Below are 23,508 nucleotides of genomic sequence, written 5' to 3'. Positions count from 1 at the left end.
GGCCGGGGGTCAGCCGGCGTCGGACCGGTCGGCGGGGGAGCCCTCGCGGAGCAGAGCGGAGATCCGCTGGCGGGTGACGCCGTACATCGCGGCGATGCGGTTGATGCTCACCCGCTCCTCCTGCAGCGCCCGGGCCTGGGCCCGCCGCCAGGCGGAGCCGGCGCCGGAGAGGGCCGACAGCACCGTGGTGATCCGCTCGACCACGAGCGGCCGGCTCTCCTGGGTGACGATGTCGAGCCAGCTGTGGCCGGCCCGCCGGTCGGCCAGCAGCCTCTCCGCGCGCGCCCGGGCGCTCTGCAGCTCGTGGGCGCACCGGTCGATCTCCCGGACCAGTTCCTCGAGCGCCCGGACGGCGGTGTCCTCACCGGGGCGTGTCCCTGCCGGAGCGGGAGCCGCCTCGGCGCTCCCCGTCCCGACGTCCTCGACCTGCCCGGCGGGCGGGGCTGCCTCCACCGTTGCTCCCTCCTGCCGGCGACCGGGTGCGGGTGTCGCCGTGTCGCGCACGATAATGGTGAACGGGTGTTGCCTGCAACCGGTGTGACGGGTGAGGGGCCTTGCGTGCAAGGGGGGTTGCGATCGTTCCGTAGACGATGGTCGGGCACGGGTGGATCCCGCACGACGGACCGGTCGCCACCCCCACCCGTCGCAGGGGGCCGCGGACCGTGTCGGCTGCGGCTCGCGGTGGCCGACGGCTCGGCGGTCCTGCCGGTGGTGGGGGAGCTGCGCGGGGACCCCGCGGCGGGGGCGTGCAGATCGTCGAGGCCCTCGGCGACCGGTGGGGCGTCGAGCAGGTCGACGGCGGCACGCGGGTCCGGTCCGTCCTCGGCCCCGGCGGCGACCGGGGCACGCCGCGGTAGCGCCCGCGTTTCACCGGCGAGGTCTCCGGGGAGGGCTGTCGGGACCAGTTCCCGACGGAGGAGACGCGATGAGCGAGCCGACCGGCCACACCGAGAGCGCGGGTGAGGGCATCAGCGACGAGGAGATGGCCCAGACCGTCGCCGACCAGACCGACAGCGCCTCCGGTCACGCCTACCAGGCGGGCAAGGACTGGGACGGCGACGCGAGCCAGGCGCCCGCGCCCTCGGACGGCGACGCCTGAGCGACCGCCGTCCCCTGCCCGCCGCCGGCACGCCGGGCGGCGGGCAGGCGTCCGGTGCGCCGCCGCAGCCGGACCCCTGACGACCCCGATCGGAGAACCGTGACCACCCTCCCCCGGCCCGCCGTCCCCGAGGACCGGTCCCGGTGACCGGGCAGGCCCGGCACGTGCTGGTGACCGGGGGGAGTGGCAAGCTCGGTCGCGCCGTCGTCGACCTGCTGGTGCGGTGTGGCTCCCGGGTGTCGGTCGTGGACCTCGTGCACCCCGGCCGCTCCGACGTCGCGTGGACCCGCGCCGACCTCACCGACTACGGCCAGGCCGTCGGCGTGCTGACCGGCGTCGACGACCGCTGGCCCGTCCCCGACGCCGTCGTCCACCTCGCCGCCCTGCCGGCCTCCGGCCTGCGGCCCGACGCGACGCTGTTCGCCGCGAACGTCACGACCACCTACAACGTCTTCGCCGCCGCTCGCGTGGCGGGGATCGACACCGTCGTGTGGGCCTCCAGCGAGACCGTGCTGGGGCTGCCCTTCGACACCCCTCCGCCGCACCTCCCCCTCGACGAGGAGTGCGGGCCCGCGCCCACCACCTCCTACTCCCTGTCGAAGACGCTGGAGGAGGAGATGGCGCGGCAGTTCGCGCGGTGGCGGCCGGAGCTGTCGATCACCGGGCTGCGCTTCTCCAACGTGATGGAGCCGGCCGACTACGCGGACTTCCCCTCCTTCGACGCCGACCCGGCGCTGCGGCGGTGGAACGCGTGGTCCTACATCGACGCGCGCGACGGCGCCTCGGCGGTGGTGGCCGCCCTGGAGCACCCCGGCCGCGGTGCCGAGGTCTTCGTCATCGCCAACGCCGACACCGTCATGAGCCGGCCCAGCGCCGAGCTCGCCGCCGGGTACTTCCCCGGCGTGCCGGTGCGCGGCCCGCTGGAGGGGAACCAGGCGCTCATGAGCAGCGAGCGGGCCCGCCGCGTCCTCGGGTGGACCCCCGTGCACAGCTGGCGCGACGAGGTGGAGGCGCGGCCAGGGAGCTGACCGGCGGGCCGGGACACGCGCGAGTGCACCCCCGGGGTTGGCGGAACGGCCCGCGTCCCCGATAGTGACCGGGGCCACCCGTCGCTCCCGGAAGGTCTGCGCATGAGCATCCTCGGCACCCGTGTCGTCCGGACCGAAGACCCGCTGTTCCTCACCCGCGGGGCCACCTACACCGACGACCTGGCCGACGAGCGGCTCACCGGGGCGCTGCACGCGACCTTCGTGCGGTCCACCGTCGCCCACGGCCGGCTGCTGTCGGTCGACGCCTCCGCCGCCCGCGAGGCACCGGGCGTGGTCGCCGTGGTGACCGCCGAGGACGTCGCCGAGCTCGTCCCGATCCCCCCGCCGTTCCCGTTCGTCAACCCCGCGATGACCCGGCCCTGGCTGGCGTCGGACCGCGTCCGGTTCGTCGGCGACCCGATCGCCGTCGTCCTCACCGAGGAGCGCTACCAGGGCGAGGACGCCGCCGAGATGGTCGCCGTCGACATCGACCCGCTGCCCGCGGTCGTCGGCACCGCCGCGGCAGCCGCCGACGAGGTGCTGCTGTTCCCCGAGGCGGGCACCAACGTCATGGCCGCCTTCGGCGAGCCCGCACCGGCGGACTTCTTCGACGGCTGCGAGGTCGTCGTCACCCAGCCGATGGTCAACCAGCGGGTGGCGCCGGTGCCGCTGGAGGGCCGCGCCGCGGCCGCCGCGTGGAGCGAGGACGGCAGGGTCACCGTCTGGTGCACCAACCAGGGCGCCCAGCAGGCCCGCGGCCAGTTCGGCGACTGGCTCAAGATGGACCCCGACCTGATCCACCTCATCACCCCCGACGTCGGCGGGGGCTTCGGCGCCAAGATCGGCGCCGACCCCGAGTACGCCTTCGTCGCCTGGCTGGCCAGGCACGTCGGCCGGCCGGTGCGCTGGTCGGAGAGCCGGTCGGAGAACATGATCGGCATGCTCCACGGCCGGGGCCAGGACCAGGTGGTCACCGTCGGCGGGCGCCGGGACGGCACGATCGAGGCGTACAGCATCGTCTTCGACCAGGACTGCGGCGCCTACCCGCGGATCGGGACGGTGCTGCCGACACTGACGATGCTCATGGCCCCCGGCGTCTACGGCTTCCCGCGGGTGCACGCCCAGGCACGCGCCCTCGCCACCACGACGACGTCCATCGGCGCCTACCGGGGCGCCGGACGGCCGGAGGCGACCGCGGCGCTGGAGCGGGCGGTCGACCTGTTCGCCGCCGAGATCGGCATGGACCCGGCCGAGGTCCGCCGCAGGAACCTGCTGCCGGCGTTCACCGAGCCGCACACCACCCCGATGGGCGCCACCTACGACACCGGTGACTACACCGCGGCCCTGGACAAGGCGCTCGAGGTCGCCGGCTACGCCGAGCTGCGGGCCGAGCAGGCGCGGCGCCGGGAGCGCGGCGACGTCCGGCAGCTGGGCATCGGGATGTCGGTCTACGTGGAGATCACCGGGGCCGACAACGGCGCCGGCACCGGGGAGGGCGCCTCGGTGGAGGTCCACCCGGACGGGACGGCGACCGTGCTCACCGGTACCTCGCCGCACGGGCAGGGGCACGCCACGGCGTGGGCGATGATCGCCAGCGACCAGCTCGGCATCCCGATCGAGGACATCACCGTCGTCCACGGCGACACCGACCGGATCCCCCAGGGCGGCGGGACGATGGGCTCGCGCAGCCTCCAGCAGGGGGGCGCGGCGGTGCACCAGGCCGCCGTCGAGCTCGTCGAGCTGGCCAAGGAGCGCGCCGCGGAGCGGCTCGAGGTCGCCCCCGGGGACCTCGTGGTCGACCTGGGACTGGCCGGGCTCGCCGTCCGCGGGACGCCGGGGACGGGGATCAGCTTCGCCGAGCTGGCCGGCGACGAGCCGCTGCTGGTGCAGACCCGGTTCACCGCGGCGGCCCCGACGTTCCCCTTCGGCGCCCACGTGGTGGTCGCCGAGGTCGACGTCGAGTCCGGCAAGGCCGAGGTGTCCCGGCTCATCGCGGTCGACGACGCCGGCACGATCCTCAACCCGCTGCTGGCCGAGGGGCAGCGGCACGGCGGCTACGCCCAGGGGGTCGCCCAGGCGCTGCTGGAGGAGGTCCTCTACGACGAGGACGGCAACCCGACGACGTCGACGCTGGCCGACTACCCGTTCGTCTCGGCCACCGAGCTGCCGAGCTTCGAGCTGGTCGAGATGGCCACGCCGACGCCGATGAACGCGCTCGGTGCCAAGGGCATCGGCGAGGCCGGCACGATCGGCGCCACCCCGGCCGTGCAGAACGCGGTCATCGACGCCGTGGCCCACCTCGGCGTCCGGCACATCGACATGCCCACCACCCCGATGCGGGTGTTCCGGGCCATCCAGCAGGCACGGGGGGAGCAGTGATGCAGGTCTCGATCACCGTCAACGGGCAGCAGCGGACCGACGAGGTCGAGCCGCGGCTGTTGCTGGCGCACTACCTGCGCGAGGTGCGCGGGCTCAAGGCGACCAACATCGGCTGCGACACCACCTCGTGCGGCGCGTGCACCGTCATCGTCGACGGGCTGTCGGTGAAGTCGTGCACCGTGCTGGCGGTCCAGGCCGACGGCGCGCAGGTCACGACGCTCGAGGGCCTGGCCGGGCCGGACGGCGAGATGCACCCCGTGCAGCGGGCCTTCCGCGAGGAGCACGGCCTGCAGTGCGGGTTCTGCACCCCGGGCATGGTCATGGCGGCGGTCGGTCTGCTGGCCGACAACCCCGACCCCAGCGACCGCGAGGTCCGGGAGGGGCTGGAGGGCAACCTGTGCCGGTGCACCGGCTACCACAACATCGTGCGGGCGGTGCGGGCCGCGGCCCAGGCCGGCCCGGCCGCCGGCCAGGTGCCGCAGGTGCAGGAGGTCCAGGCGTGATCCCCTCGCAGTTCGACTACGTGCGGGTGCAGTCGGTGGACGAGGCCGTGGCCGCGCTGACCGAGCACGGCGAGGACGCCAAGGTGCTCGCCGGCGGGCACTCGCTGCTGCCGATCATGAAGCTGCGGCTGGCCGTCCCGTCGGTGCTCATCGACATCAGCGGCATCCGCGACCTGTCCTACGTCCGGGTCGAGGGGGACGAGGTGGCCATCGGCGCGGGCACCCGCCACCACGAGCTGGAGCGGGACGCCGTCGCCGCGGCGGAGGTGCCGATCCTGCCGTACGTGGCCGCCCAGGTCGGCGACCCGCAGGTGCGCCACCGGGGCACCATCGGCGGGACCGTCGCGCACAGCGACCCGGCGTCGGACCTGCCCACGGCGCTGCTGGCCCTGGGCGGCACCGTGGTCGTCCAGGGTCCGGGCGGGCGCCGGGAGATCCCGATCCCCGAGTTCTGGCTCGGCTTCTTCGAGACGGCGCTGGAGCCCGACGAGCTGATCGTCGAGGTGCGGGTGCCGCGCACCGGCTCGGCCGGCTGGGCCTACGAGAAGTTCACCCGCCGGGCCAACGACTGGCCGATCGTCGCCGTCGCCGCCGTCGAGGGCCGGGTCGCGCTGGCCAACATGGCCGGTTCGGTCGTGCGGGCCACCGCCACCGAGGAGGCCCTGGCCCGCGGGGCCTCGATCGAGGAGGCCGCCGCGCTGGCCGACCAGGGCACCAGCCCCGGCGCCGACATGCACGCCGACCAGGAGTACCGCCGTCACCTGGCCCGGCTGCTCACCCGCCGGGCGCTGCAGCGGGCGTCGGGGGGAGCCGCCGCCGCGGCCTGAGAGCTAGCCGCGGTGCGGCGGGAGCATCCCGGCGCCCACGGTGGCGTTCGTGGCCTCGTCGACCAGGATGAACCGGCCGGTGACCCGGTTGCGGTTGTAGTCGTCGACGAACAGCGGCTGGGTGGTGCGCAGCCGGACCCGGCCGATGTCGTTGAGGCCGAGCTCGGTGGCCTCCTGGTCGCGGTGGAGCGTGTTGACGTCGAGCCGGTACACCAGCTCCTTGACCACCGCCCGCACCGAGCGGGTCGTGTGCTTGACCGCCAGCCGCTGGCGCGGGCGCAGCGGCTCCTCGGCCATCCAGCAGACCAGCGCGTCGAGGTCCTGGGTGGCCTGGGGCGCGTTCGCCGGGCGGCAGACGAGGTCACCGCGGGAGACGTCGAGGTCGTCGGCCAGCCGCAGGGTCACCGCCATCGGCGGGAACACCTCCTGCACCGGGCCGCGCGGGCCGTCGATCGCCGCGATCGACGTCGTCAGGCCGCTGGGCAGCACCTGCACCTCGTCCCCCACCCGCAGCACGCCGCTGGCCACGGTGCCCGCGTAGCCGCGGTAGTCGTGGTGCGCGTCGGACTGCGGCCGGACGACGTACTGCACCGGGAAGCGGGCGTCGACGAGGTTGCGGTCGCTGGCCACGTGCACGTGCTCGAGGTGGTGCAGCAGCGAGGGCCCCTGGTACCAGGGCGCGCGGTCGGACCGGGTGACCACGTTGTCGCCGTGCAGCGCCGAGATCGGGACGACGGTCAGGTCGGGCACGTCGAGGCGGGCGGCGAAGGCGCTGAACTCGTCGGCGATGGCCTCGAAGGTCTCCTGCGACCAGTCGACGAGGTCCATCTTGTTCACCGCGACCACCAGGTGCGGCACGCGCAGCAGCGAGGCCAGGAAGGCGTGCCGCCGGCTCTGCTCGAGCATCCCCTTGCGGGCGTCGACCAGCACGATCGCCAGGTCGGCGGTGGAGGCACCGGTGACCATGTTGCGCGTGTACTGCACGTGGCCCGGGGTGTCGGCCAGGATGAACGTCCGCCGTGGGGTGGAGAAGTACCGGTAGGCGACGTCGATGGTGATGCCCTGCTCCCGCTCGGCGCGCAGGCCGTCGGTGAGCAGCGCCAGGTCGACGAAGTCACCCTTGCTCGCGCGCTCGATCGCCTCGTACTGGTCCTCGAAGACGGCCTTGCTGTCGTAGAGCAGCCGTCCGATCAGCGTGCTCTTGCCGTCGTCGACCGAGCCGGCGGTGGCGATGCGGAGGATGTCCTTGCGCGCGGTCGCGATCTCGGCCGCCTGCTCGGCGGCGGGCGAGTGGACGTCGACGACTGGCTCGGACATGTCCCCATCATCCCCAGCCGGAACGGACGGCAGCGTCCGGGGCCGGATGGGGGGACGCTGGTGTGAGCAGGGCCACCGGCGGCCCGCGGGGAGGGGCGCGCGTGGGTGGGCTGGTGTTCCTGGTCCCGGTGCTGCTGGTCGTGTCGCTGGGCTACGCCGTCGCCTACGTGGTCGCCGAGGCCCTCGGCGTCGCCGCCCCGGAGGCCGTCGCCTGGCCGGCCGGCCTGCTCCTGTTCGCCGTCACCGCCTGGGCGCTGCTGCGCCACCGCCGCCGACGCCGTCGCCGAGCGCGAGGCCCTTCTAGAAGTAGCCCTCCTTCTTCCGGTCCTCCATCGCGGCGTCGCTGACCTTGTCGTCGCCGCGGGTGGCGCCGCGCTCGGTCATCCGGGTCACCGCGACCTCGGCGATGACCTCCTCGACCGTCGTCGCCCGGGACCGCACCGCGGCGGTGAGGTTGGCGTCGCCGACGGTCCGGTAGCGCACCGACTCCCGGAACACCCGCTCGCCCTCGCGCGGGCGGACGAACTCGTTGACCGCGTAGAGCATCCCCTGCCGCTCGACCACCTCCCGCTCCTGGGCGAGGTAGAGCGGCGGGATGGCGATGCCCTCGCGGGCGATGTACTGCCAGACGTCCAGCTCGGTCCAGTTCGACAGCGGGAACACCCGGATCGACTCCCCGAGGTGGATCCGGCCGTTGTAGAGGTCCCAGAGCTCGGGCCGCTGGTTCTTCGGGTCCCACTGGCCGAACTCGTCGCGGAAGGAGAACACCCGCTCCTTGGCGCGGGCCTTGTCCTCGTCGCGCCGGGCGCCGCCGAACAGCGCGGTGAAGCCGTGCTCCTCCACCGCGTCGAGCAGCACCGGCGTCTGGATGCGGTTGCGGGAGCCGTTGGGCTCCTCCTTGACCACGCCGCGGGCGATCGCGTCGGGCACCGAGGCCACCACCAGCTGCACGCCGAGCTCGGCGACCCGCTTGTCGCGGAACTCCAGGACGTCGGGGAAGTTCAGCCCGGTGTCGACGTGCATCACCGGGAACGGGATGCGCGCCGGCGCGAAGGCCTTGCGGGCCAGCTCCAGCATGACGATGGAGTCCTTGCCGCCGGAGAACAGCAGCACGGGGCGCTCGAGCTCGGCGGCCACCTCGCGGATGACGTGGATCGACTCGGCCTCGAGGGTCTCCAGCTGGGTGAGCCGGTAGTCGGGGGTCGTCACGTCCCCAGTGTCCGTCACGCCGGTCCGCGGACCGCGGCCAGGAGTCCGGCGGTCAACTCCGGACGGCAGACCAGCAGGTCGGGCAGCGAGGGGTCGGGCTCGTTGTAGCGCAGCGGCGAGCCGTCCAGCCGCAGCGCGGTGAGCCCGGCGGCGAGGGCGACGGCGACCGGCGCGGCGGAGTCCCACTGGTACATGCCGCCGGCGTGCACGTAGGCGTCGACCTCGCCGCGCACCACGGCCGTGACCTTCCAGCCGGCCGAGCCCAGGGGCACCAGCTCGCCGCCGACCGCGGCGGCGGCCGCGTCGGCCTGCGCCGGCGGGCGGGTGCGGCTGACCGCGATCCGCGGCGGCCGGTCGAGCGCGCGCGGGGGTGCCGGCGCGGGGTCGGTGACCAGAACCTCACCGACGGCGGGCAGCGCCACCGCGGCCGGGCCCAGCCCACCCCGCACCCACAGCGCCACGTGGACGGCGAAGTCGGACCGGTCCGTCTCGCCGTACTCGCGGGTGCCGTCGAGCGGGTCGACGATCCACACCCGGCCGGCCCCGAGCCGGCTGCGGTCGTCGGCGGCCTCCTCGCTGAAGACGACGTCGTCGGGCCGGTGGGCGGCCAGCACGGCGGCGATCGCCTCCTGTGCCGCGGCGTCGCCGGCGTCACCGAGCGCCCGGCCGGTCAGCCCACCGGCGCGCAGCTGCACCAGCACCTCGGCGGCCGCCCGGGCGGCGGCGGCCGCGACCTCGACGTCCCTCACGCCACACCACCCGCCGGCGCGGTGGCGTCGGTGGGACGCGAGGGCGGGGCGTGCCGGCCCGAGGCGTCGGTGACCTGCGCGAAGTAGGCGGCGCGCAGCTCCTCGCGCGGCAGCACGAAGACGCCGCGGGCCTCGACCAGCGGCGTCCCCGGCGTCGCGGCCAGGGCGACGGTGCCGGCGAGGACGACCTTGCGGCCCGAGCTCTCGGCGACCGCGGCGCGGACGACGACGGGGGTCTCCAGCGGCACCGGGCGGCGGTAGTCCAGCTCCAGCCGGGCCGTCATGCCCCACAGCCCCGCCCGGATGGCCGCGGCGCCGAGGGCCTGGTCCACCACCAGGCCGCTCACCCCGCCGTGCAGGAACCCCGGCGGACCCTCGTAGGCCGGTCCGAACGAGACCTCCGCGACCACGCCGTCGGCCGCCCGCCGGAAGAGGACCGGTGGGGCCAGGGCGCTGCCCACGCCGGTCACCGGGTTGTGGACGCGGCGGAACGCGACCAGGTCGTCGAGCGCGGGCAGCTGGGTGGTCGGTCGGGTGCTCGCGGTCAGCCGCTCGCGCGCGGCGCGGACCACGGCGGCCACCTCGCGCAGCTCGGCGGGGGGCACCGTGGTGCGCACCGAGGCGTCGACCAGGCCGCGCAGCGCGTCCCCGAGGTCGGTGACCGCGGCCATCAGGTCCCGGTCGTACGGGGCGCCCTCGGCGTCAGGAGTCACCCGCGGACGGTAGCCCGGCGGGTCCCGGCGGCTGCCCGCCGGGCTGCTCGGGCAGCGGCGCCGTCCCGTCGTCCCCTCCCGGACCGGAGCGGGGCAGCCGGACGGTGAACACCGCCCCCTGGCCGGGCGCGGTGTGCAGCGTGACGTCGCCGCCGTGCGCGGCCACCAGCGCGGCCACGATGGACAGGCCCAGCCCGGTGCCGCCGGCGACGCGGCTGCGCGAGGCGTCGGCCCGGTAGAAGCGCTCGAACACGCGGGCGGCGTCCTCCGGCGCCATGCCGGGGCCCTCGTCGGCGACCCGCAGCACCACCCGGTCGCCCCCGTCGCTGGTGTCCTCGCCGATCGAGACGGTCACCGCGGCGGTGGGCGGGGTGTGCACCAGCGCGTTGGTCACCAGGTTGCCGACCACCTGGCGCAGCCGGGCCTCGTCGCCGAGCACCACCGGCACCTCGGTGAGCGAGTCGTCCAGCTGCAGCGTGACCGGCCGGTCGGGCTGCAGGACGCGGGCGTCGTGGACGGCGTCCCCGGCGACCTCGGCGAGGTCCACCGGGGTGACCGTCAGCGGCCGCTGCTGGTCGAGGCGGGCCAGCTGCAGCAGGTCCTCGACGAGCACGCCCATCCGCGCGCCCTCGCTCTCGATGCGCTGCATGAGCCGGGCGGTCTCCTCCGGGCTGCCCACCGCGCCCTGGCGGTAGAGCTCGGCGAAGCCGCGGATGGAGGTCAGCGGCGTGCGCAGCTCGTGGCTGGCGTCGGCGACGAACCGGCGCATCCGCTCCTCCGAGGCCCGGGCCTGCCCCTCGGAGGCCTGCTGGGCGCGGAAGGCGCCCTCGATGCGGGCGAGCATGCCGTTGATCGCCTGCGACAGCCGGCCGACCTCCGTCCGGCCGTCGCCCGGGGGCACCCGCTGCGAGAGGTCGCCGGCGGCGATCGCCTGCGCGGTCCGCTCGACGGCGTCCAGCGGGCGCAGGCTGCTGCGCACCAGCCAGTAGCCGGCCAGCCCGAGGAGGGCGAGCACGACCAGCCCGACGCCGACCTCGATGAACACCAGCTGACCGATGATCCCGGCGTTGCGGTCGACGTCGGTCCCGACGACGACGACCGGGCCGCCGGGCAGCTGCTGCGCGGCGACGCGCCACGCCTCGTCGCCGTCCGCGGAGTCCACGACCGCCACGCGCGTGGACCCGCCCGCTGGCCCCCCCGGGCGGTCGCCGTTCCCGTCCAGGAGGCCGGCGACGACCTCGGCGTCGAGCTCGGGCAGCTGGTCCTCCAACGGCGGCCCGATGACGACGACCAGCACGCCGTCGGCGGGCCGCACGCACGCGACGTAGACCCCCGGAGCGGCTTGGGGTGCCGGGGGCTGGTCCTGCCAGCAGGCGGCCATGACGACGGGGTTCTGGCGTGCCGCACCCAGCGAGTCGCCCAGGTCGACCTCCTGCTGCTGGCCCAGGTAGCGGGCCAGCAGCGAGGTGGCGGTCACCCCGGTGGCGGTGAGCGCGACGGCCACCAGCACCAGCAGCAGGGCGACCAGGGTGACACGCAGCGGCACCCGCGGGAGACGGGTGCCGCTGCGCTGCTCGGGCCCGGGTGCGCTCACGTGCCGCGCGGCAGCCGCAGCGTGTAGCCCACCCCGCGGATGGTGTGCAGCAGGCGCGGCTCGGTGGTGTCCACCTTGCGGCGCAGGTAGGAGATGTAGGACTCGACGACGTTGGCCTCGCCGTTGAAGTCGTAGTTCCACACGTGGTCGAGGATCTGCGCCTTCGACAGCACCCGCCCGGCGTTGGCCATCAGGTAGCGCAGCAGCTTGAACTCGGTGGGGGAGAGGCTGACGACGGTGCCGGCCTTGACCACCTCGTGCGACTCCTCGTCGAGCTCGATGTCGGCGAAGGTCAGCCGCGGGCTCTCGGCGGCGCGCTGCTGCGAGGTGCTGCGCCGCAGCACCGCCCGGATGCGCGCCAGCACCTCGTCGAGGCTGAACGGCTTCGTCACGTAGTCGTCGCCGCCGAGGGTGAGCCCGGAGACCTTGTCCTCGGCCGCGTCCCGGGCGGTGAGGAACAGCACGGGAGTGTGCCGGCCGCTCTCGCGCAGCCGGCGCACGACGCCGAAGCCGTCCAGGCCGGGCATCATCACGTCGAGCACGAGCAGGTCGGGGCGGAACGTCGACGCGAGCGCCAGTGCCTGCTGGCCGTCGGCCGCGGTGGCCACCTCGAAACCGGCGAAGCGCAGGCTGGCCGACAGCAGCTCGCGGATGTTGGGCTCGTCGTCCACCACGAGGAGGCGCGCCTCCGGGGTGGTGCCTCGCGCACTGCGGCTCCCGGTCACGATCTCTCCCGTGGGACGCCTGGCTGCCGTCGTCATGCCGCGAGCGTGCCGCCGCGGCCTGCACCCACGCTGGACGCTACCTGTGAGCTCCCTGGATGCCGCGGGCCACTACCCCGCGGGGGCCATCGCCCGGCCGCGGCGCCAGTAGCCGATCGCGTGGTGCTGCGCGCGGGACAGTCCCCAGCGGCCGCGCAGGTCGGCGCGGACCGCCCGGACGGCGGCGGACTCGGCGGCCACCCAGGCGAAGACGTCGTCGCCCGCCGGACGGTCGAGCGCGGCGACGGCGTCGGCGAGCAGCGTGCTCGCACCCGGCGCGGTGCCGCCGCGGTGCAGCCAGCGCACCTCCACCCCGGCCGGTGCGGCCAGGGGCTGCTCCTCCCGCCCGTCGGCGACCTCGACCAGCGCCAGACCGCGGGTGGCCGGGGCGGCGGCGGCCAGGATGCGGCTGATCGCCGGCAGCGCCGTCTCGTCACCGGCCAGGAGCACGGTGCCGGCCGGGCGGTCGCCCAGCGGGCCGCTGCCGGCCACCCCCAGCAGCGCACCCGGGACCGCCGCTCCGGCCCAGGAGGCCGCCGGGCCGTCCCCGTGCAGCACGAAGTCGATCTCCACCTCGCCCCGGCCGGCGTCCTGGCGGCGGGCGGTGTAGCTGCGCAGGCTCACCCCGTGGGCGCCGGCAGGCCAGACGATGCGGCCGTCCCGGGCCACCGACGGCCACCGGGGGTCGGCGTCGCCCACGCGCGGCACCAGCAGGTTCACCGTCGGGCCCGCCGCCGCGACGGCGTCCGCCGTACCCGAGAGGACCACCCGGCGCACCGACGGCGTCACGTCCGCGACGGAGACGACGGTGAGGACGTCGACCGGCCGGGGGTCTCCGGGCAGCGGCGCGCCGACGGGGGAGGTCACGCCGGCGAGCGTAGGGACCGGGACCGACGTGGGCCGACCCGGCCGACCCCGGGGGAATGAGGTCGACCGGGCCGGCGATCGAGGACGGGTCGCGGTCACCGTGAGTCACGTCCGCTGCGCTCTCAGCAGCAGGTTCGTCCGGTGCGCCCCCGTCGACCTGAACGCTACGTGACGACGGCGGATGCGCCACTGCACGACCGGGTGATCATCGGTCCTGGCGGGGTGACGTGGGTCTCTCGCGCGTCCGCCGGCGCGGCGCCACCCCGGGGATGTGTGCCCCCCAGCCGTGGCGGGCAGGGCAGTGCGACACGACCGAGACGAGGAGACCGGGGATGGCTGACGACTTCCAGAAGGGCGACCCCGTCGCCTGGAAGAGCCACGGCAGTGAGGCCGTGGGCACCGTGAAGAAGAAGATCACCAAGGACACCGAGGCCGGTGGCCGGAAGGTCAGGGCCAGCTCGGACGACCCGCAGTACGAGGTCGAGAGCGAGAAGAGCGGCAACACCGCGGTGCACAAGCCCTCGGCGCTGAAGAAGAAGTAGGAGGTCGCCGTGAGCGAGACCGATGACCAGTTCGCCGGGGCGTCGTCGCGCAGCGACAAGCACAGCCCGCGCGTCGACGAGGAACTGGAGCACGAGATCCAGGGGATGCTCAAGGCCGGGCGGGCCACGCGCTCCGAGGAGTTCCGCGAGGTGGAGCCGGTCGCCGAGGGCGAGCCGGACATCGCCACCAGCCCGAACAGCACGCTGATCGGCGGTGTGCCGGTCGGCATGACCGAGGACGCCGTGGTGGCCCGCGCGGAGCTCGCGCGCTGGCTGGTGCGGGCCGACTTCCCGGCCGACGGGCCCGGCCTGGTGGAAGCGGCGCTCGACCACCGGGCGCCCGACGCCGTGGTGGCCGAGCTGCAGCGGCTGCCCGAGGGGGAGACGTTCGAGCGGATCGGCGACGTCGCGCGGGCGCTGGGCTACCCGACCGAGACCTGACCGGCCCGGCCGACGGCGAGGGGGCTCAGGTGCCGGTGCGCTCCTGGTCCCCCTCGCCGTCGTCGGCGGTCTCGTCGGCGATCTCGTCCCGCCCGCGCCGGCGGAAGAGCTTGGAGCCGGGGAAGCCCTTCACCACCTCGCGGATGTCCTGCATGGTGTCGACCAGGTCGCGCACGTCGGTGCCGACGTCGCCGAGGGACTCGAGCACCGGTAGCACGGCCTCGTCGAGGTGCGTCACCAGCGTGGGGAGCCGGTCGACGAGGGTGACCAGCGCCTCGACCTCGTGCGGGTCCAGCGTCTCGGCCAGCCGCTGCACCGACGGGGCCAGCTGGGTGAGGGGCTGCTCGTAGCGGCGCAGCAGCGGGTCCATCCGGGTCACCAGCCCCTCGGCGCCGCCGACCGCCTCGTCGGCGCGCTGTTGGGTCCGTCCGACGGCACCGATGGCCTCGTCGGCGCGCTGTTGGGTCCGCGCGACGGCACCGATGGCCTCGTCCGCGCGCTGCTGGGTCTGCGCGACGGCGCCGATGGCCTCGTCCGCGCGTTGCTGCGTCTGGGCGACGGCGTTGATGGCGTCGTCGGCGCGTTGCTGGGTCTGGGCGACGGCGCCGATCGCGTCGTCGGCGCGTTGCTGGGTCTGGGCGACGGCGTTGATGGCGTCGTCGGCGCGTCGCTGGGTCTCCTCGACCGCGCCGATGGCGGTGTCCGCCCGCTGTTGCGTCTGCTCCACGGCGCCGATCGCGCGGTCCGCCCGCCCCTGCGTGCTCTCGACGGCGCCGATCGCGTCGTCGGCCCGGCGCTGCGTGCCGCCGACCGCGTCGATGGCCCGGTCCGCCGCGTCGACGGTCGCGCCGACCCGGGCCACGAGGGCATCGGCGCCCTGTCGCGTCCCCTCCACAGCGGTGACCGCGCCGTCGACCCGGTCGAGCAACCCCTCCGCGCGCCCCACGACGCCGTCCACCCGGTCGAGCAGCCCCTCCAGCCGCCCCACCGCCTCCGCCAGTCGCGGCACCAGCGCGAGCGCCTCGCCGAGCCCGCCGCGCAGGCTCTCGACGGCGCCGAGGACGTCGGACGGACCGGGGATGGACGGCAGCCTCACGCGGCGACGCTACGTCCCGACGTCGTCCCGTGCCCGGTCGCTGCCCGGACGCCCCTGCGGGGGCGCTCGGCCGGTGCGACCCCGGCGGGTCCACCCGCACGTTCCCGCTCCGGCGGCCCGCGGGCCGTATCGTTGAGTGCTGCCGCGCGTGCGGGGCGCAACGGCACGGACGACGACGATGGGATGTCGAACCGGTGGGGGACGAGCGCGGGCGGGACGGTCGCGGCGACGGCCGTGGCGGCACCGGCGACCCCGGGCCGGTCACCGTCGAGCAGCTGCTGGCCCGTTCGGGGGGCGCCACCGGCCGCCGCGCCGCCCGCCGCACCGGCGAGGTCCCCATCCCGCTGGAACCGGGTGAGTCCCTGCCCGCCCACCGCGGCCCCCTCCCGCCCGTGCCCGGCGGTGGTCCCGCGTCGGGCACCCGGCGGCCCGAGCCCGCCCCGCCCGCCGACGGCGGCCCCCGCCGCGGCCTGCCGCCGGTGCCCGGCGCGCCGGCGGAGGCGCACCCGTCCCAGCCGGTCCCGCCGCTGCCCCCCGCCGGCGTGCGGCACTCCGGGCCGGTCCCGCCGCTGCCCGGCGGCCCGGTCACGGGCGTCCGCCACTCCGCCCCGGTGCCACCGCTGCCCGGCCTCCCGGGCGCCCGCCCTGGCGTGCCGCCGCTGCCCGGGGGCGGTCCGACAGGCGTGCACCGCTCCGCGCCCGTCCCGCCGATCCCGGGCCTGACCGCACCGGCGATGTCGGGGGCCGGCAGCACCCGCCGCCCGGCGGCGCGGACCCGGCCCGAGCGCAGCCCCGGCCGGCGCCGGCTGGTGCGCCTCGCCCTGGCCCTCACCGCGCTGGTCGGCATCGTCGTCACCTACCACGCCGGCCTCTACGTCTACGTCGACCGCGGCATCTCCCGCGTCGCCGCGCTCGCCCCCGAGGGGCCCGAGGTCCTCGTCCCGCAGCTGCAGGAGCGCTCGACCACCTACCTCGTCGTCGGCACCGGGCTGCCGGGTGCCGAGGGACCGGCGTCGGTGACGACATTGCTGGTGCACGTCGCCGCCGAGGGGACCCGGGCGGTGGTGGTGAGCGTGCCGCCGACGGCGCTGGTGGACACCCCGAGTTGCCGCGGCGACGACGGCTCGGTCCGCGACCCGGTCACGGAGGCCTTCGCCGCCTCGCTGCTGGCCGGCGGCCCCGCGTGCACGGTCCGCGCCGTGCAGCAGTTGTCGGGGCTGCGCGTCGACCACTACCTGGCCGTCGACCTCGGCCGGCTGCCCGAGATGGTCGACGCCATCGGCGGGGTGAGCGTCTGCCTGCCCGGCGCCGCTCCGACGGCCGCCGCCGCGCTGCCGCTGCCCGCCGGCACCTCCGAGCTGACCGGCGCGCAGGTCTCCCGGTACCTCGCGCCCGGGGACGCCGGCTCCGACGTCACCGGTGCCGCCGCGGCGGAGCGCACCCAGCTGCTGCTGTCGGCGACGCTGCGCTCGGCCATGACGGTCGGCACGCTGGGCAACACCGTCGAGCTGACCCGCTTCCTCACCCGGGCCGCCGACGCGATCACCGTCGACGAGCAGACCACCCTCGGCGACCTGCGCACCCTCGCCGACGCCCTGGGTGACCTCGACGGCGACGCCGTCCAGCGGGCCTCCCTGCCGGTGGCCCAGGTGGGCTACGTGCCCGCCGGCAGCGACCAGGCCCACGTGCTGCTCGACGGCACCGGCGTCCGGTCGCTGTTCGACTCCGTCATCGAGGACAGCTCGGTGCCCGCCGAGTACGCCACCCCGGTGGTCGCCGCCGCCACGGCACCCGTCGACCCGGCCGCCGCGCCGGCGACTGCGGCAGGCGCCGAGCAGCCGGCGGCCACGCCCGAGGCGCAGCCGCTCACCGTGGCCCCGGCGGGGGTCACCGTCGACGTCCTCAACGGCACCGCCACGCCGGGCCTGGCCGCCACCGTCGCCGACCTGATGCGCCAGCAGGGCTTCACCGTCGGGGAGGTCGGCAACGAGCGCGGCACGGTGGGCCAGACCGTCGTCCGGCACGGACCCGGGGTCCTCGAGCAGGCCCGCACCGTCGCCGCCGCCGTCCCCACCGCGGTCCTGCAGCCCAGCGACGCGATCGGCGACACCGTCCAGCTGGTCCTGGGCCCGGGCTACTCGGGGATCGTCCCGGTGCAGGTCGCCGCTCCGGTGCCGCCCGCGCCGGAGACCGCGGCGGTCGACACCCCGGCCGCCGCGGAGACCAGCGCCGCGGCGAGCACCGAGCCCGTCAGCTGCGGCTGACCACCGACCCGCAGCGGGTGCACACGCCGCGCGCCGGGCGTCCCGCCGTCCGCGCCACGTGCACACACAGCGCGAGAGGCCCCTGCGGAGCGCTCCGCAGGGGCCTCTCGCGCCGGGGCGTCCTATCCGAAGCGGCCGGAGATGTAGTCCTCGGTCGCCTTCTGGTCGGGGTTGCTGAAGATCTTCTCGGTCGGGTTGAACTCGATGAGCCGGCCGGGCTGGCCGACGCCGTTGAGGTTGAAGAACCCGGTGGACTCGCTGACCCGCGCCGCCTGCTGCATGTTGTGCGTGACGATCACGATGGTGAAGCGGTCCTTGAGCTCGGTCATCAGGTCCTCGATCGCCAGCGTGGAGATCGGGTCGAGGGCCGAGCACGGCTCGTCCATGAGCAGCACGTCGGGCCCGACGGCGATGGCCCGGGCGATGCACAGCCGCTGCTGCTGCCCGCCGGAGAGGCCCGATCCGGGGCGGTCGAGGCGGTCCTTGACCTCGTTCCAGAGGTTGGCGCCGCGGAGGGCGCGCTCGACGACGTCGTCGCTCTCGGCCTTCTTCATCTTCTTGCCGTTGAGCCGGTTCCCGGCGATGACGTTGTCGTAGATCGACATCGTCGGGAACGGGTTGGGCCGCTGGAAGACCATGCCGATGTGCCGGCGGACGTCGACCGGGTCGGTGTCGGCGCCGTAGAGGTCCTGGCCGTCCATGACGACCTTGCCCTCGACGCGGGCGCCCGGGATCACCTCGTGCATGCGGTTGAGCGACCGCAGGAAGGTCGACTTCCCGCAGCCCGAGGGCCCGATGAGCGCGGTGATGCTGCGCGGCTCGATCGAGACGTTGACACCCTCCACGGCGAGGAAGTCGCCGTAGTAGATGTTGAGGTCGGAGACCTCGATGCGCTTGGCCACGGGGGGATCCTCCGGGTCGGGTCGCTCAGCGACCGGTCTTGGGGGCGAAGAAGCGGCTGATCAGGCGGGCCACGACGTTGAGGACCATCACCAGGATGATGAGGACCAGGGCCGCCGTCCAGGCCCGGTCGAGGAAGGCCTGGGTGTCGGTGCCCGGCTGCGTCAGCTGGTAGTACGCGAACACCGGCAGCGTCGCCATGCGCCCGTCGAACGGGTTGAGGTTCGTGCCGGTGACCAGGCCGACGGTGATGAGCAGCGGCGCCGTCTCGCCGATGACGCGCGCGACGGCCAGCGTGATGCCGGTGCCCAGGCCCGCGACGGCGGTGGGCAGCACCACCTTGACGATCGTCCGCCACTTGGGCACCCCGAGCGCGTAGCTCGCCTCCCGCAGCTCGTTGGGGACGAGCTTGAGCACCTCCTCGCAGGAGCGGACGACGACCGGGATCATCAGCACCGCGAGGGCCGCCGAGCCCATCAGGCCGAGCCGGACGTCGTTGCCGAAGAGGAGCGTGAACAGCGCGAAGGCGAAGAGGCCCGCCACGATCGACGGGATGCCGGTCATGACGTCGACGAAGAAGGTGATCGCCTTCTTCAGCCGGCCGGTGCCGTACTCCACCAGGTAGATGGCCGTCAGCAGGCCGATGGGCACCGAGATGACCGCGGTGACCGCGGTGATGACCACCGTGCCGAGGACGGCGTGGTAGGCGCCGCCGCCCTCGCCCACGACCCGGAACATCGAGTTGGTGAAGAACTGGGCGTCGAACCGGGCCAGGCCCTTGTCGAGGACGGTGTAGACCAGCGACACGAGCGGGACCATCGCGATCGCGAACGCCGTCGTGACCAGCGCGGTCACCAGGCGGTCGGTGGCCTTGCGGCGGCCCTCGACGGCGCGCGCCCCGGTGTAGACGGCGAGCGTGCCCAGGACGGCGCCGTAGACGGCCGTCAGGGCGATGCTGAAGCCCGTGAGGGCCGACAGCACGGCGCCCAGCGCGATGCCCGCGACGTAGAGACCGAGCGGGGCGTACCGGGGCAGCCGCCGGTTCCTGCGGATCGCCCCCCCGGGCTCCTCGGCGACCCGGGTGGGGGACTGGGTCGAGGTGCTCATCAGTTGGCTCCGGAGAAGTCGGCGCGCCGGTTGACAATCCAGCGGGCGAGCATGTTGACCGCGAGCGTGATCACGAACAGCACCAGCCCGCTGGCGATCAGGGTGTTGATGCCCAGGCCGGTGGCCTCCGGGAACCGCAGGGCGATGTTCGACGCGATCGTCGAGGGGTTCGAGCTGCTGATCAGGTTCAGGGTGGCCCCTGCTCCACCGGACAGCACGATGGCCACCGCCATCGTCTCGCCGAGCGCGCGGCCCAGGCCGAGCATGGCGCCGGCGATGACACCGGACTTCCCGTACGGCAGCACGGCCATCTTGATCATCTCCCAGCGCGTCGCGCCGAGGGCCAGGGCGGCCTCGCGGTGCAGCGCCGGCGCCTGGCTGAACACCTCGCGGGCGATGGCCGAGATGATCGGCAGGATCATCACCGCGAGCACCAGACCCACGGTGAGCATCGTGCGTCCGCTGGTGGAGGCCGGGCCCGCGAAGAGCGGCAGCCAGCCGAGGTGGTCGGCGGCCCACACGTGGAACGGGACGAGGGCCGGGGCGAGGACCGCCAGCCCCCAGAAGCCGTAGACCACGCTCGGGATGGCCGCCAGCAGGTCGATGGCGTACCCCAGGCCGGCCGCGATGCGGCGGGGCGCGTAGTAAGTGACGAACAGGGCGATCCCCACCGCGAGCGGCGTGGCCACCAGCAGCGCCAGGACGGCGCCGAGCAGGGTCCCGAGGACCAGGGGGGCGATGTAGCCGGACAGGCCCTCGCCGCCGGGCACGTCCTCCGCGGGCGCGGTGAGCGCCGGGATCGCCTCGCCGATGAGGAAGGCGGCCACGCCGGCGAGCACGACCAGGATGAAGATGCCCGAGCCCTTGGCGCTGCCGGCGAAGAGGCGATCACCGGCCCGGCGGACGACGCGCTGCGCCGGCGGACGTTCGGTCGGGGTCTTCGTGGCGGTCACCGTTGCTCCGGGTGGTCGATCGGCGGTGGTGCGTCGGAGCCCGTCTCCGGGCGGGGCGGTGGCCCGGGGCGTCTCGCGACGCACCGGGCCACCGGGGTGGTACCGGTCAGCCGGCGGTGATGGCGTCGACCGCGGACTGCGCCTGCTCGCGCAGGGTGTCGGAGATGGGCGCGCTGCCGGCGTTCTCCGCCGCGGCCGACTGGCCGTCCTCGCTGATCACGTAGGTCATGAAGGCCTTGACGTTGTCGGCGGCCGCCTGGTCGTCGTACTGGACGCAGCCGACGTGGTAGCTGACCAGGACGATCGGGTACTCACCGGTGCCCTCGGTCTGCCGGTCGAGCTCGATGGCGAAGTCGTACTCGCCGCGGCCCTCGACGCGCGGGGAGTTCTCCACGATCGTCGCGGCGGCCTCGGCCGACGGGGCGACGAACTCCTCACCGACGGCGACGCTCGCGACACCCAGCTCGCCGGCGCGGCTGGCGTCGGCGTAGGTCACGGCGCCGGCGGTGCTCTCGACGACGCCCACGACGCCGGACGTGCCGTTGGCGGCCTCGCCACCGGGCAGCGGCCAGACGCCGTCGGGCTCGGAGGTCCACACGTCGGGCGCGGTCTGGAACAGGTAGTCGGTGAAGTTGTCCGTGGTGCCGGAGTCGTCACCGCGGTGCACCGGGGTGATCGCCGTGTCGGGCAGCTGCGCGTCCGGGTTGGCCTCGGCGATGGCCGGGTCGTTCCAGGTGGTGATCTGGCCGGTGAAGATGCGCGCGATGAGGTCCGGCGACAGGTCGAGCGAGTCGACGCCCTCGAGGTTGAAGATGACCGCGATCGGCGAGATGTAGTTCGGCAGCTCGAAGACCTCGCCGCCGCCGCAGCGCTCCCGGGCGGCGGTCAGCTCCTCGTCGTCCAGCGCGGCGTCGGAGCCGGCGAAGTCGGCGCGACCGTCGATGAACTGCTCGCGGCCGGCACCGGAGCCGGCCGGGTCGTAGCTGAACTGGACGCCGGGGTACTCGCCCTCGAACCCGGCCTGCCAGGCCTCCATGGCCGCCTGCTGGCTGCTCGCGCCGGCGCCGACGAGGTCACCACTGAGCTCGGCGGCGCTCTCGCCGCTGCCGCCGCCGCTGCCGCCCGACGAGGCCTCGGTCTCGTTGGCGGCGCCGCACGCGGCGAGGGCGAGGGTGCTGGCCAGTGCCGTCGAGAGGACGGCGGCACGCGACCTGGTGCTGAGCTTCAACTCAGTGCCTTTCGGGAGAGGGGGCCCGGGCCTCGTCGCCGGGCGGAGCGGGACCAACGGTCAGGGACGGTAGGCAGCCCAGGTGGCCGGTCCCGGGTGGATCGGTGAACGGCCGGTGAACGCCGACCGAGCCTTTCCCGACCGGGTGAGAACGGCGTCACGTCCAGCAGGTGAACCGCTGCGATTCGGGTGGCGGCCGACACGCGCGGTGCGGCACAAAGGGCCGTTTGCGCCCCCTCAGGGCACGCGCCGCCAGGAGACGTCGACGGCGTACCGGGTGAAGCCGCGGCCCTCGTAGAGCCGCACCGCCGCGACGTTGTCCTCCTCGACGTAGAGCAGCACCTGCTCCAGGCCGCGGGCGCGCAGGTGCGCCAGGCCGAGGTCGGTCAGCGCGCGGCCCAGGCCCAGCCCCTGCGCGTCGGGGTCGATGCCGAGGACGTACACCTCGCCCACGGGGTCGGGGCCGGCGTCGCCGGGCGGGTGCACCTTGGTCCAGTGCGAGCCGAGCAGCGTGCCGCCGGCGTCCGGGTCGCCGCGCCAGGCCAGCAGGAAGCCGGCCGGGTCGAACCAGGGCTCGGCCTCGCGCAGCCGCAGGTCCTCCGGCGTCCAGGCACCCTGCTCGGGGTGGGTGGCGAAGGCGCGGGCGTTGACCCGCAGCCAGGCCGGCCCGTCGCGGCCGGGCCGGTAGGCGGCCACGCGCACGTCCGCGGGCAGCCCGGCACGGGGCTCGAGGTCGTCGTCGGTGAGCGGGCGGCGCATCTGCAGCAGCACCCGCGCCCGCGTGTAGCCGTGGGCGGTGGCCAGCGCGGTGGCCGGAGGCAGGTCGCCGTGCGCCCACACCCGCAGCGGGCGGTCGCCGGCCAGCTCCTCGACGCGGGTCAGCAGGGTGTCCCCGACGCCGCGGCCGCGGGCGGCCGGCGCCACGACCAGCTCGGCCTCCGCGTCGTCCGCCGAGCCCGGCGGCCCGAGCTCCAGGCGGGCGTACCCGGCCGGGGCGCCGCCGTCGTCGAGCACGAGGACGTCCCGGCCGCCGGGCGGACCGCCGTGCTGCAGCCGCAGCTCGGCCTCCTCCGACAGCGGGCGCACCCCGTCGGCGGCCGCCGCCGCGCGCAGCAGCGCGAGGACGGCCGCCGTGGCGGCCGGGTCGAGTCGCCCGGCGTCGCGGACGGGGGGAGTGCTCAGCGCAGTGGCGCGGGCGTGGCCCGCTCCTCCGCCTCGGCGCGCGCGGCGGCCGCGGTGGCGTCGGCGACCTGCTGGTCGAGCTTGTAGCCCACGTTGCGCACCGTGCCGATCAGCGCCTCGTGCTCGGTGCCGAGCTTGGCGCGCAGCCGGCGGACGTGGACGTCGACGGTGCGGGTGCCGCCGAAGTAGTCGTAGCCCCAGATCTCCTGCAGCAGCTGGGCCCGGGAGAAGACCCGGCCCGGGTGCTGGGCGAGGTACTTGAGGAGCTCGAACTCCTTGTAGGTGAGGTCCAGCGGCCGCCCGCGCAGCTTGGCCGAGTAGCTGTGCTCGTCGATGACGAGCTCGCCGGCCTGGGTGACGCCGCCGTCGGCGCCGTCGGCCGGGGTGGTGGCGGCGAGCCGGCGCGCGGTGGCCCACTTCAGCCGGGCGTCGACCTCGGCGGGGCCGGCGGTGTCGAGCAGCACGTCGTCGACACCCCAGTCGGCCGACAGCGCGACCAGCCCGCCCTCGGAGAGCACCGCGACCAGCGCGGAGGCCACCCCGGTGGAGGACAGCAGGCCGCACAGCGTGCGGGCCTGGATGAGGTCGTGGCGGGCGTCGACGAGCACGACGTCGCCGGAGTCGCCGTCGAGCAGGCTGGACAGTTCCGGGGGCACCACGCGCACCTGGTGGCCGAGCAGGCCCAGGGCAGGCAGCACCTCGGTGGTGGCCTGACGCGCCGCGGTCATGAGCACGAGTCGCATGTCGTC

General features: G+C 75.2%; 24 protein-coding genes. 9 read left to right on the top strand and 15 right to left on the bottom strand.

Annotated elements, in window-relative coordinates:
* Positions 1-9: 9 nt before the first annotated feature.
* On the bottom strand, positions 10-453 hold the full coding sequence (locus LY71_RS02850; RefSeq protein WP_245887613.1) for a hypothetical protein: 444 nt from the start codon (positions 451-453) through the stop codon (positions 10-12).
* Positions 454-925: 472 nt separating this feature from the next.
* On the opposite strand from LY71_RS02850, the gene LY71_RS23295 reads away from it, so the two are divergent.
* From LY71_RS23295 to LY71_RS02830, 5 genes are all read left to right on the top strand, one after another.
* Positions 926-1,099 (top strand): hypothetical protein, encoded by a 174-nt coding sequence (locus tag LY71_RS23295; RefSeq protein WP_170121179.1) that lies wholly within the window; start codon positions 926-928, stop codon positions 1,097-1,099.
* A gap of 143 nt (positions 1,100-1,242) precedes the next feature.
* Positions 1,243-2,127: an NAD-dependent epimerase/dehydratase family protein gene (locus LY71_RS02845; protein ID WP_106275407.1), complete on the top strand. Its 885-nt coding sequence runs from the start codon at positions 1,243-1,245 to the stop codon at positions 2,125-2,127.
* Positions 2,128-2,229: 102 nt separating this feature from the next.
* Positions 2,230-4,506, top strand: a complete 2,277-nt coding sequence (locus tag LY71_RS02840; RefSeq protein WP_106275406.1) for a xanthine dehydrogenase family protein molybdopterin-binding subunit — start codon at positions 2,230-2,232, stop codon at positions 4,504-4,506.
* The gene (locus LY71_RS02835; RefSeq protein WP_106275405.1) at positions 4,506-5,009 is read left to right on the top strand and encodes a (2Fe-2S)-binding protein; all 504 of its coding nucleotides are present in this window, start codon (positions 4,506-4,508) and stop codon (positions 5,007-5,009) included. The genes LY71_RS02840 and LY71_RS02835 overlap by 1 nt, the downstream gene beginning before the upstream one ends.
* Positions 5,006-5,836 (top strand): FAD binding domain-containing protein, encoded by an 831-nt coding sequence (locus tag LY71_RS02830; protein WP_106275404.1) that lies wholly within the window; start codon positions 5,006-5,008, stop codon positions 5,834-5,836. Before LY71_RS02835 ends, LY71_RS02830 begins: the two co-directional genes overlap by 4 nt.
* A 3-nt stretch (positions 5,837-5,839) precedes the next feature.
* Here the strand turns inward: LY71_RS02830 and LY71_RS02825 are convergent, their stop codons facing one another.
* Positions 5,840-7,153, bottom strand: a complete 1,314-nt coding sequence (locus tag LY71_RS02825) for a sulfate adenylyltransferase subunit 1 (protein WP_106275403.1) — start codon at positions 7,151-7,153, stop codon at positions 5,840-5,842.
* 62 nt (positions 7,154-7,215) lie between these two features.
* Between LY71_RS02825 and LY71_RS02820 the strand changes: the two genes are divergently transcribed.
* On the top strand, positions 7,216-7,500 hold the full coding sequence (locus LY71_RS02820; RefSeq protein ID WP_245887612.1) for a hypothetical protein: 285 nt from the start codon (positions 7,216-7,218) through the stop codon (positions 7,498-7,500).
* On the opposite strand, the gene cysD is transcribed toward LY71_RS02820, so the two are convergent.
* The 6 genes from cysD to LY71_RS02790 all read right to left on the bottom strand — a co-directional run bounded on the left by cysD (position 7,454) and on the right by LY71_RS02790 (position 13,046).
* Positions 7,454-8,362 (bottom strand): sulfate adenylyltransferase subunit CysD, encoded by a 909-nt coding sequence (cysD, locus tag LY71_RS02815; RefSeq protein WP_106275401.1) that lies wholly within the window; start codon positions 8,360-8,362, stop codon positions 7,454-7,456. The genes LY71_RS02820 and cysD overlap by 47 nt on opposite strands.
* 14 nt (positions 8,363-8,376) lie before the next feature.
* Positions 8,377-9,111, bottom strand: a complete 735-nt coding sequence (locus tag LY71_RS02810) for an inositol monophosphatase family protein (RefSeq protein WP_106275400.1) — start codon at positions 9,109-9,111, stop codon at positions 8,377-8,379.
* Entirely contained in the window at positions 9,108-9,824 is a 717-nt protein-coding gene (locus LY71_RS02805) for a PaaI family thioesterase (protein ID WP_106275399.1), read from the bottom strand. The genes LY71_RS02810 and LY71_RS02805 overlap by 4 nt, the downstream gene beginning before the upstream one ends.
* Positions 9,814-11,418 (bottom strand): sensor histidine kinase, encoded by a 1,605-nt coding sequence (locus LY71_RS02800; RefSeq protein WP_106275398.1) that lies wholly within the window; start codon positions 11,416-11,418, stop codon positions 9,814-9,816. Before LY71_RS02800 ends, LY71_RS02805 begins: the two co-directional genes overlap by 11 nt.
* A complete protein-coding gene (locus LY71_RS02795; protein ID WP_106275397.1) occupies positions 11,415-12,143 on the bottom strand; it encodes a response regulator transcription factor in 729 nt (242 codons plus the stop codon). The genes LY71_RS02800 and LY71_RS02795 overlap by 4 nt, the downstream gene beginning before the upstream one ends.
* A 108-nt stretch (positions 12,144-12,251) precedes the next feature.
* Positions 12,252-13,046 (bottom strand): siderophore-interacting protein, encoded by a 795-nt coding sequence (locus LY71_RS02790; RefSeq protein ID WP_106275396.1) that lies wholly within the window; start codon positions 13,044-13,046, stop codon positions 12,252-12,254.
* 332 nt (positions 13,047-13,378) lie between these two features.
* Between LY71_RS02790 and LY71_RS02785 the strand changes: the two genes are divergently transcribed.
* Positions 13,379-13,588 (top strand): hypervirulence associated TUDOR domain-containing protein, encoded by a 210-nt coding sequence (locus tag LY71_RS02785; RefSeq protein ID WP_106275395.1) that lies wholly within the window; start codon positions 13,379-13,381, stop codon positions 13,586-13,588.
* A 9-nt stretch (positions 13,589-13,597) separates the two neighbouring features.
* Positions 13,598-14,029 (top strand): DUF2795 domain-containing protein, encoded by a 432-nt coding sequence (locus tag LY71_RS02780; RefSeq protein ID WP_106275394.1) that lies wholly within the window; start codon positions 13,598-13,600, stop codon positions 14,027-14,029.
* Positions 14,030-14,054: 25 nt separating this feature from the next.
* Here LY71_RS02780 and LY71_RS02775 read toward each other — a convergent pair whose 3' ends face one another.
* Positions 14,055-15,125: a coiled-coil domain-containing protein gene (locus LY71_RS02775; protein ID WP_106275393.1), complete on the bottom strand. Its 1,071-nt coding sequence runs from the start codon at positions 15,123-15,125 to the stop codon at positions 14,055-14,057.
* Positions 15,126-15,319: 194 nt separating this feature from the next.
* On the opposite strand from LY71_RS02775, the gene LY71_RS02770 reads away from it, so the two are divergent.
* A complete protein-coding gene (locus LY71_RS02770; protein WP_106275392.1) occupies positions 15,320-17,389 on the top strand; it encodes an LCP family protein in 2,070 nt (689 codons plus the stop codon).
* Between the two features lie 122 nt (positions 17,390-17,511).
* Here LY71_RS02770 and pstB read toward each other — a convergent pair whose 3' ends face one another.
* The 6 genes from pstB to LY71_RS02740 all read right to left on the bottom strand — a co-directional run bounded on the left by pstB (position 17,512) and on the right by LY71_RS02740 (position 23,502).
* Positions 17,512-18,291 carry a phosphate ABC transporter ATP-binding protein PstB gene (gene pstB / locus LY71_RS02765; RefSeq protein ID WP_106275391.1) on the bottom strand — a complete coding sequence of 260 codons (780 nt, stop codon included), beginning with the start codon at positions 18,289-18,291 and terminating at the stop codon, positions 17,512-17,514.
* 25 nt (positions 18,292-18,316) lie between these two features.
* Positions 18,317-19,396 (bottom strand): phosphate ABC transporter permease PstA, encoded by a 1,080-nt coding sequence (gene pstA, locus LY71_RS02760; protein ID WP_106275390.1) that lies wholly within the window; start codon positions 19,394-19,396, stop codon positions 18,317-18,319.
* Positions 19,396-20,349, bottom strand: coding sequence for a phosphate ABC transporter permease subunit PstC (gene pstC, locus LY71_RS02755; RefSeq protein WP_106275389.1), 954 nt, complete (start codon positions 20,347-20,349; stop codon positions 19,396-19,398). Before pstC ends, pstA begins: the two co-directional genes overlap by 1 nt.
* A 106-nt stretch (positions 20,350-20,455) precedes the next feature.
* Positions 20,456-21,577 carry a phosphate ABC transporter substrate-binding protein PstS gene (pstS, locus tag LY71_RS02750; protein WP_106275388.1) on the bottom strand — a complete coding sequence of 374 codons (1,122 nt, stop codon included), beginning with the start codon at positions 21,575-21,577 and terminating at the stop codon, positions 20,456-20,458.
* 237 nt (positions 21,578-21,814) lie between these two features.
* Positions 21,815-22,759: a mycothiol synthase gene (mshD, locus tag LY71_RS02745; protein ID WP_106275497.1), complete on the bottom strand. Its 945-nt coding sequence runs from the start codon at positions 22,757-22,759 to the stop codon at positions 21,815-21,817.
* Positions 22,756-23,502, bottom strand: a complete 747-nt coding sequence (locus LY71_RS02740; RefSeq protein WP_106275387.1) for a winged helix-turn-helix transcriptional regulator — start codon at positions 23,500-23,502, stop codon at positions 22,756-22,758. Before LY71_RS02740 ends, mshD begins: the two co-directional genes overlap by 4 nt.
* Positions 23,503-23,508: the final 6 nt, after the last annotated feature.

Origin of the sequence: Geodermatophilus tzadiensis (genome assembly GCF_003002915.1) — a bacterium.
Lineage (GTDB): Bacteria > Actinomycetota > Actinomycetes > Mycobacteriales > Geodermatophilaceae > Geodermatophilus > Geodermatophilus tzadiensis.
Note: the sequence above shows the minus strand (reverse complement) of the source record. Positions and strands in the feature narration are given on the sequence as shown.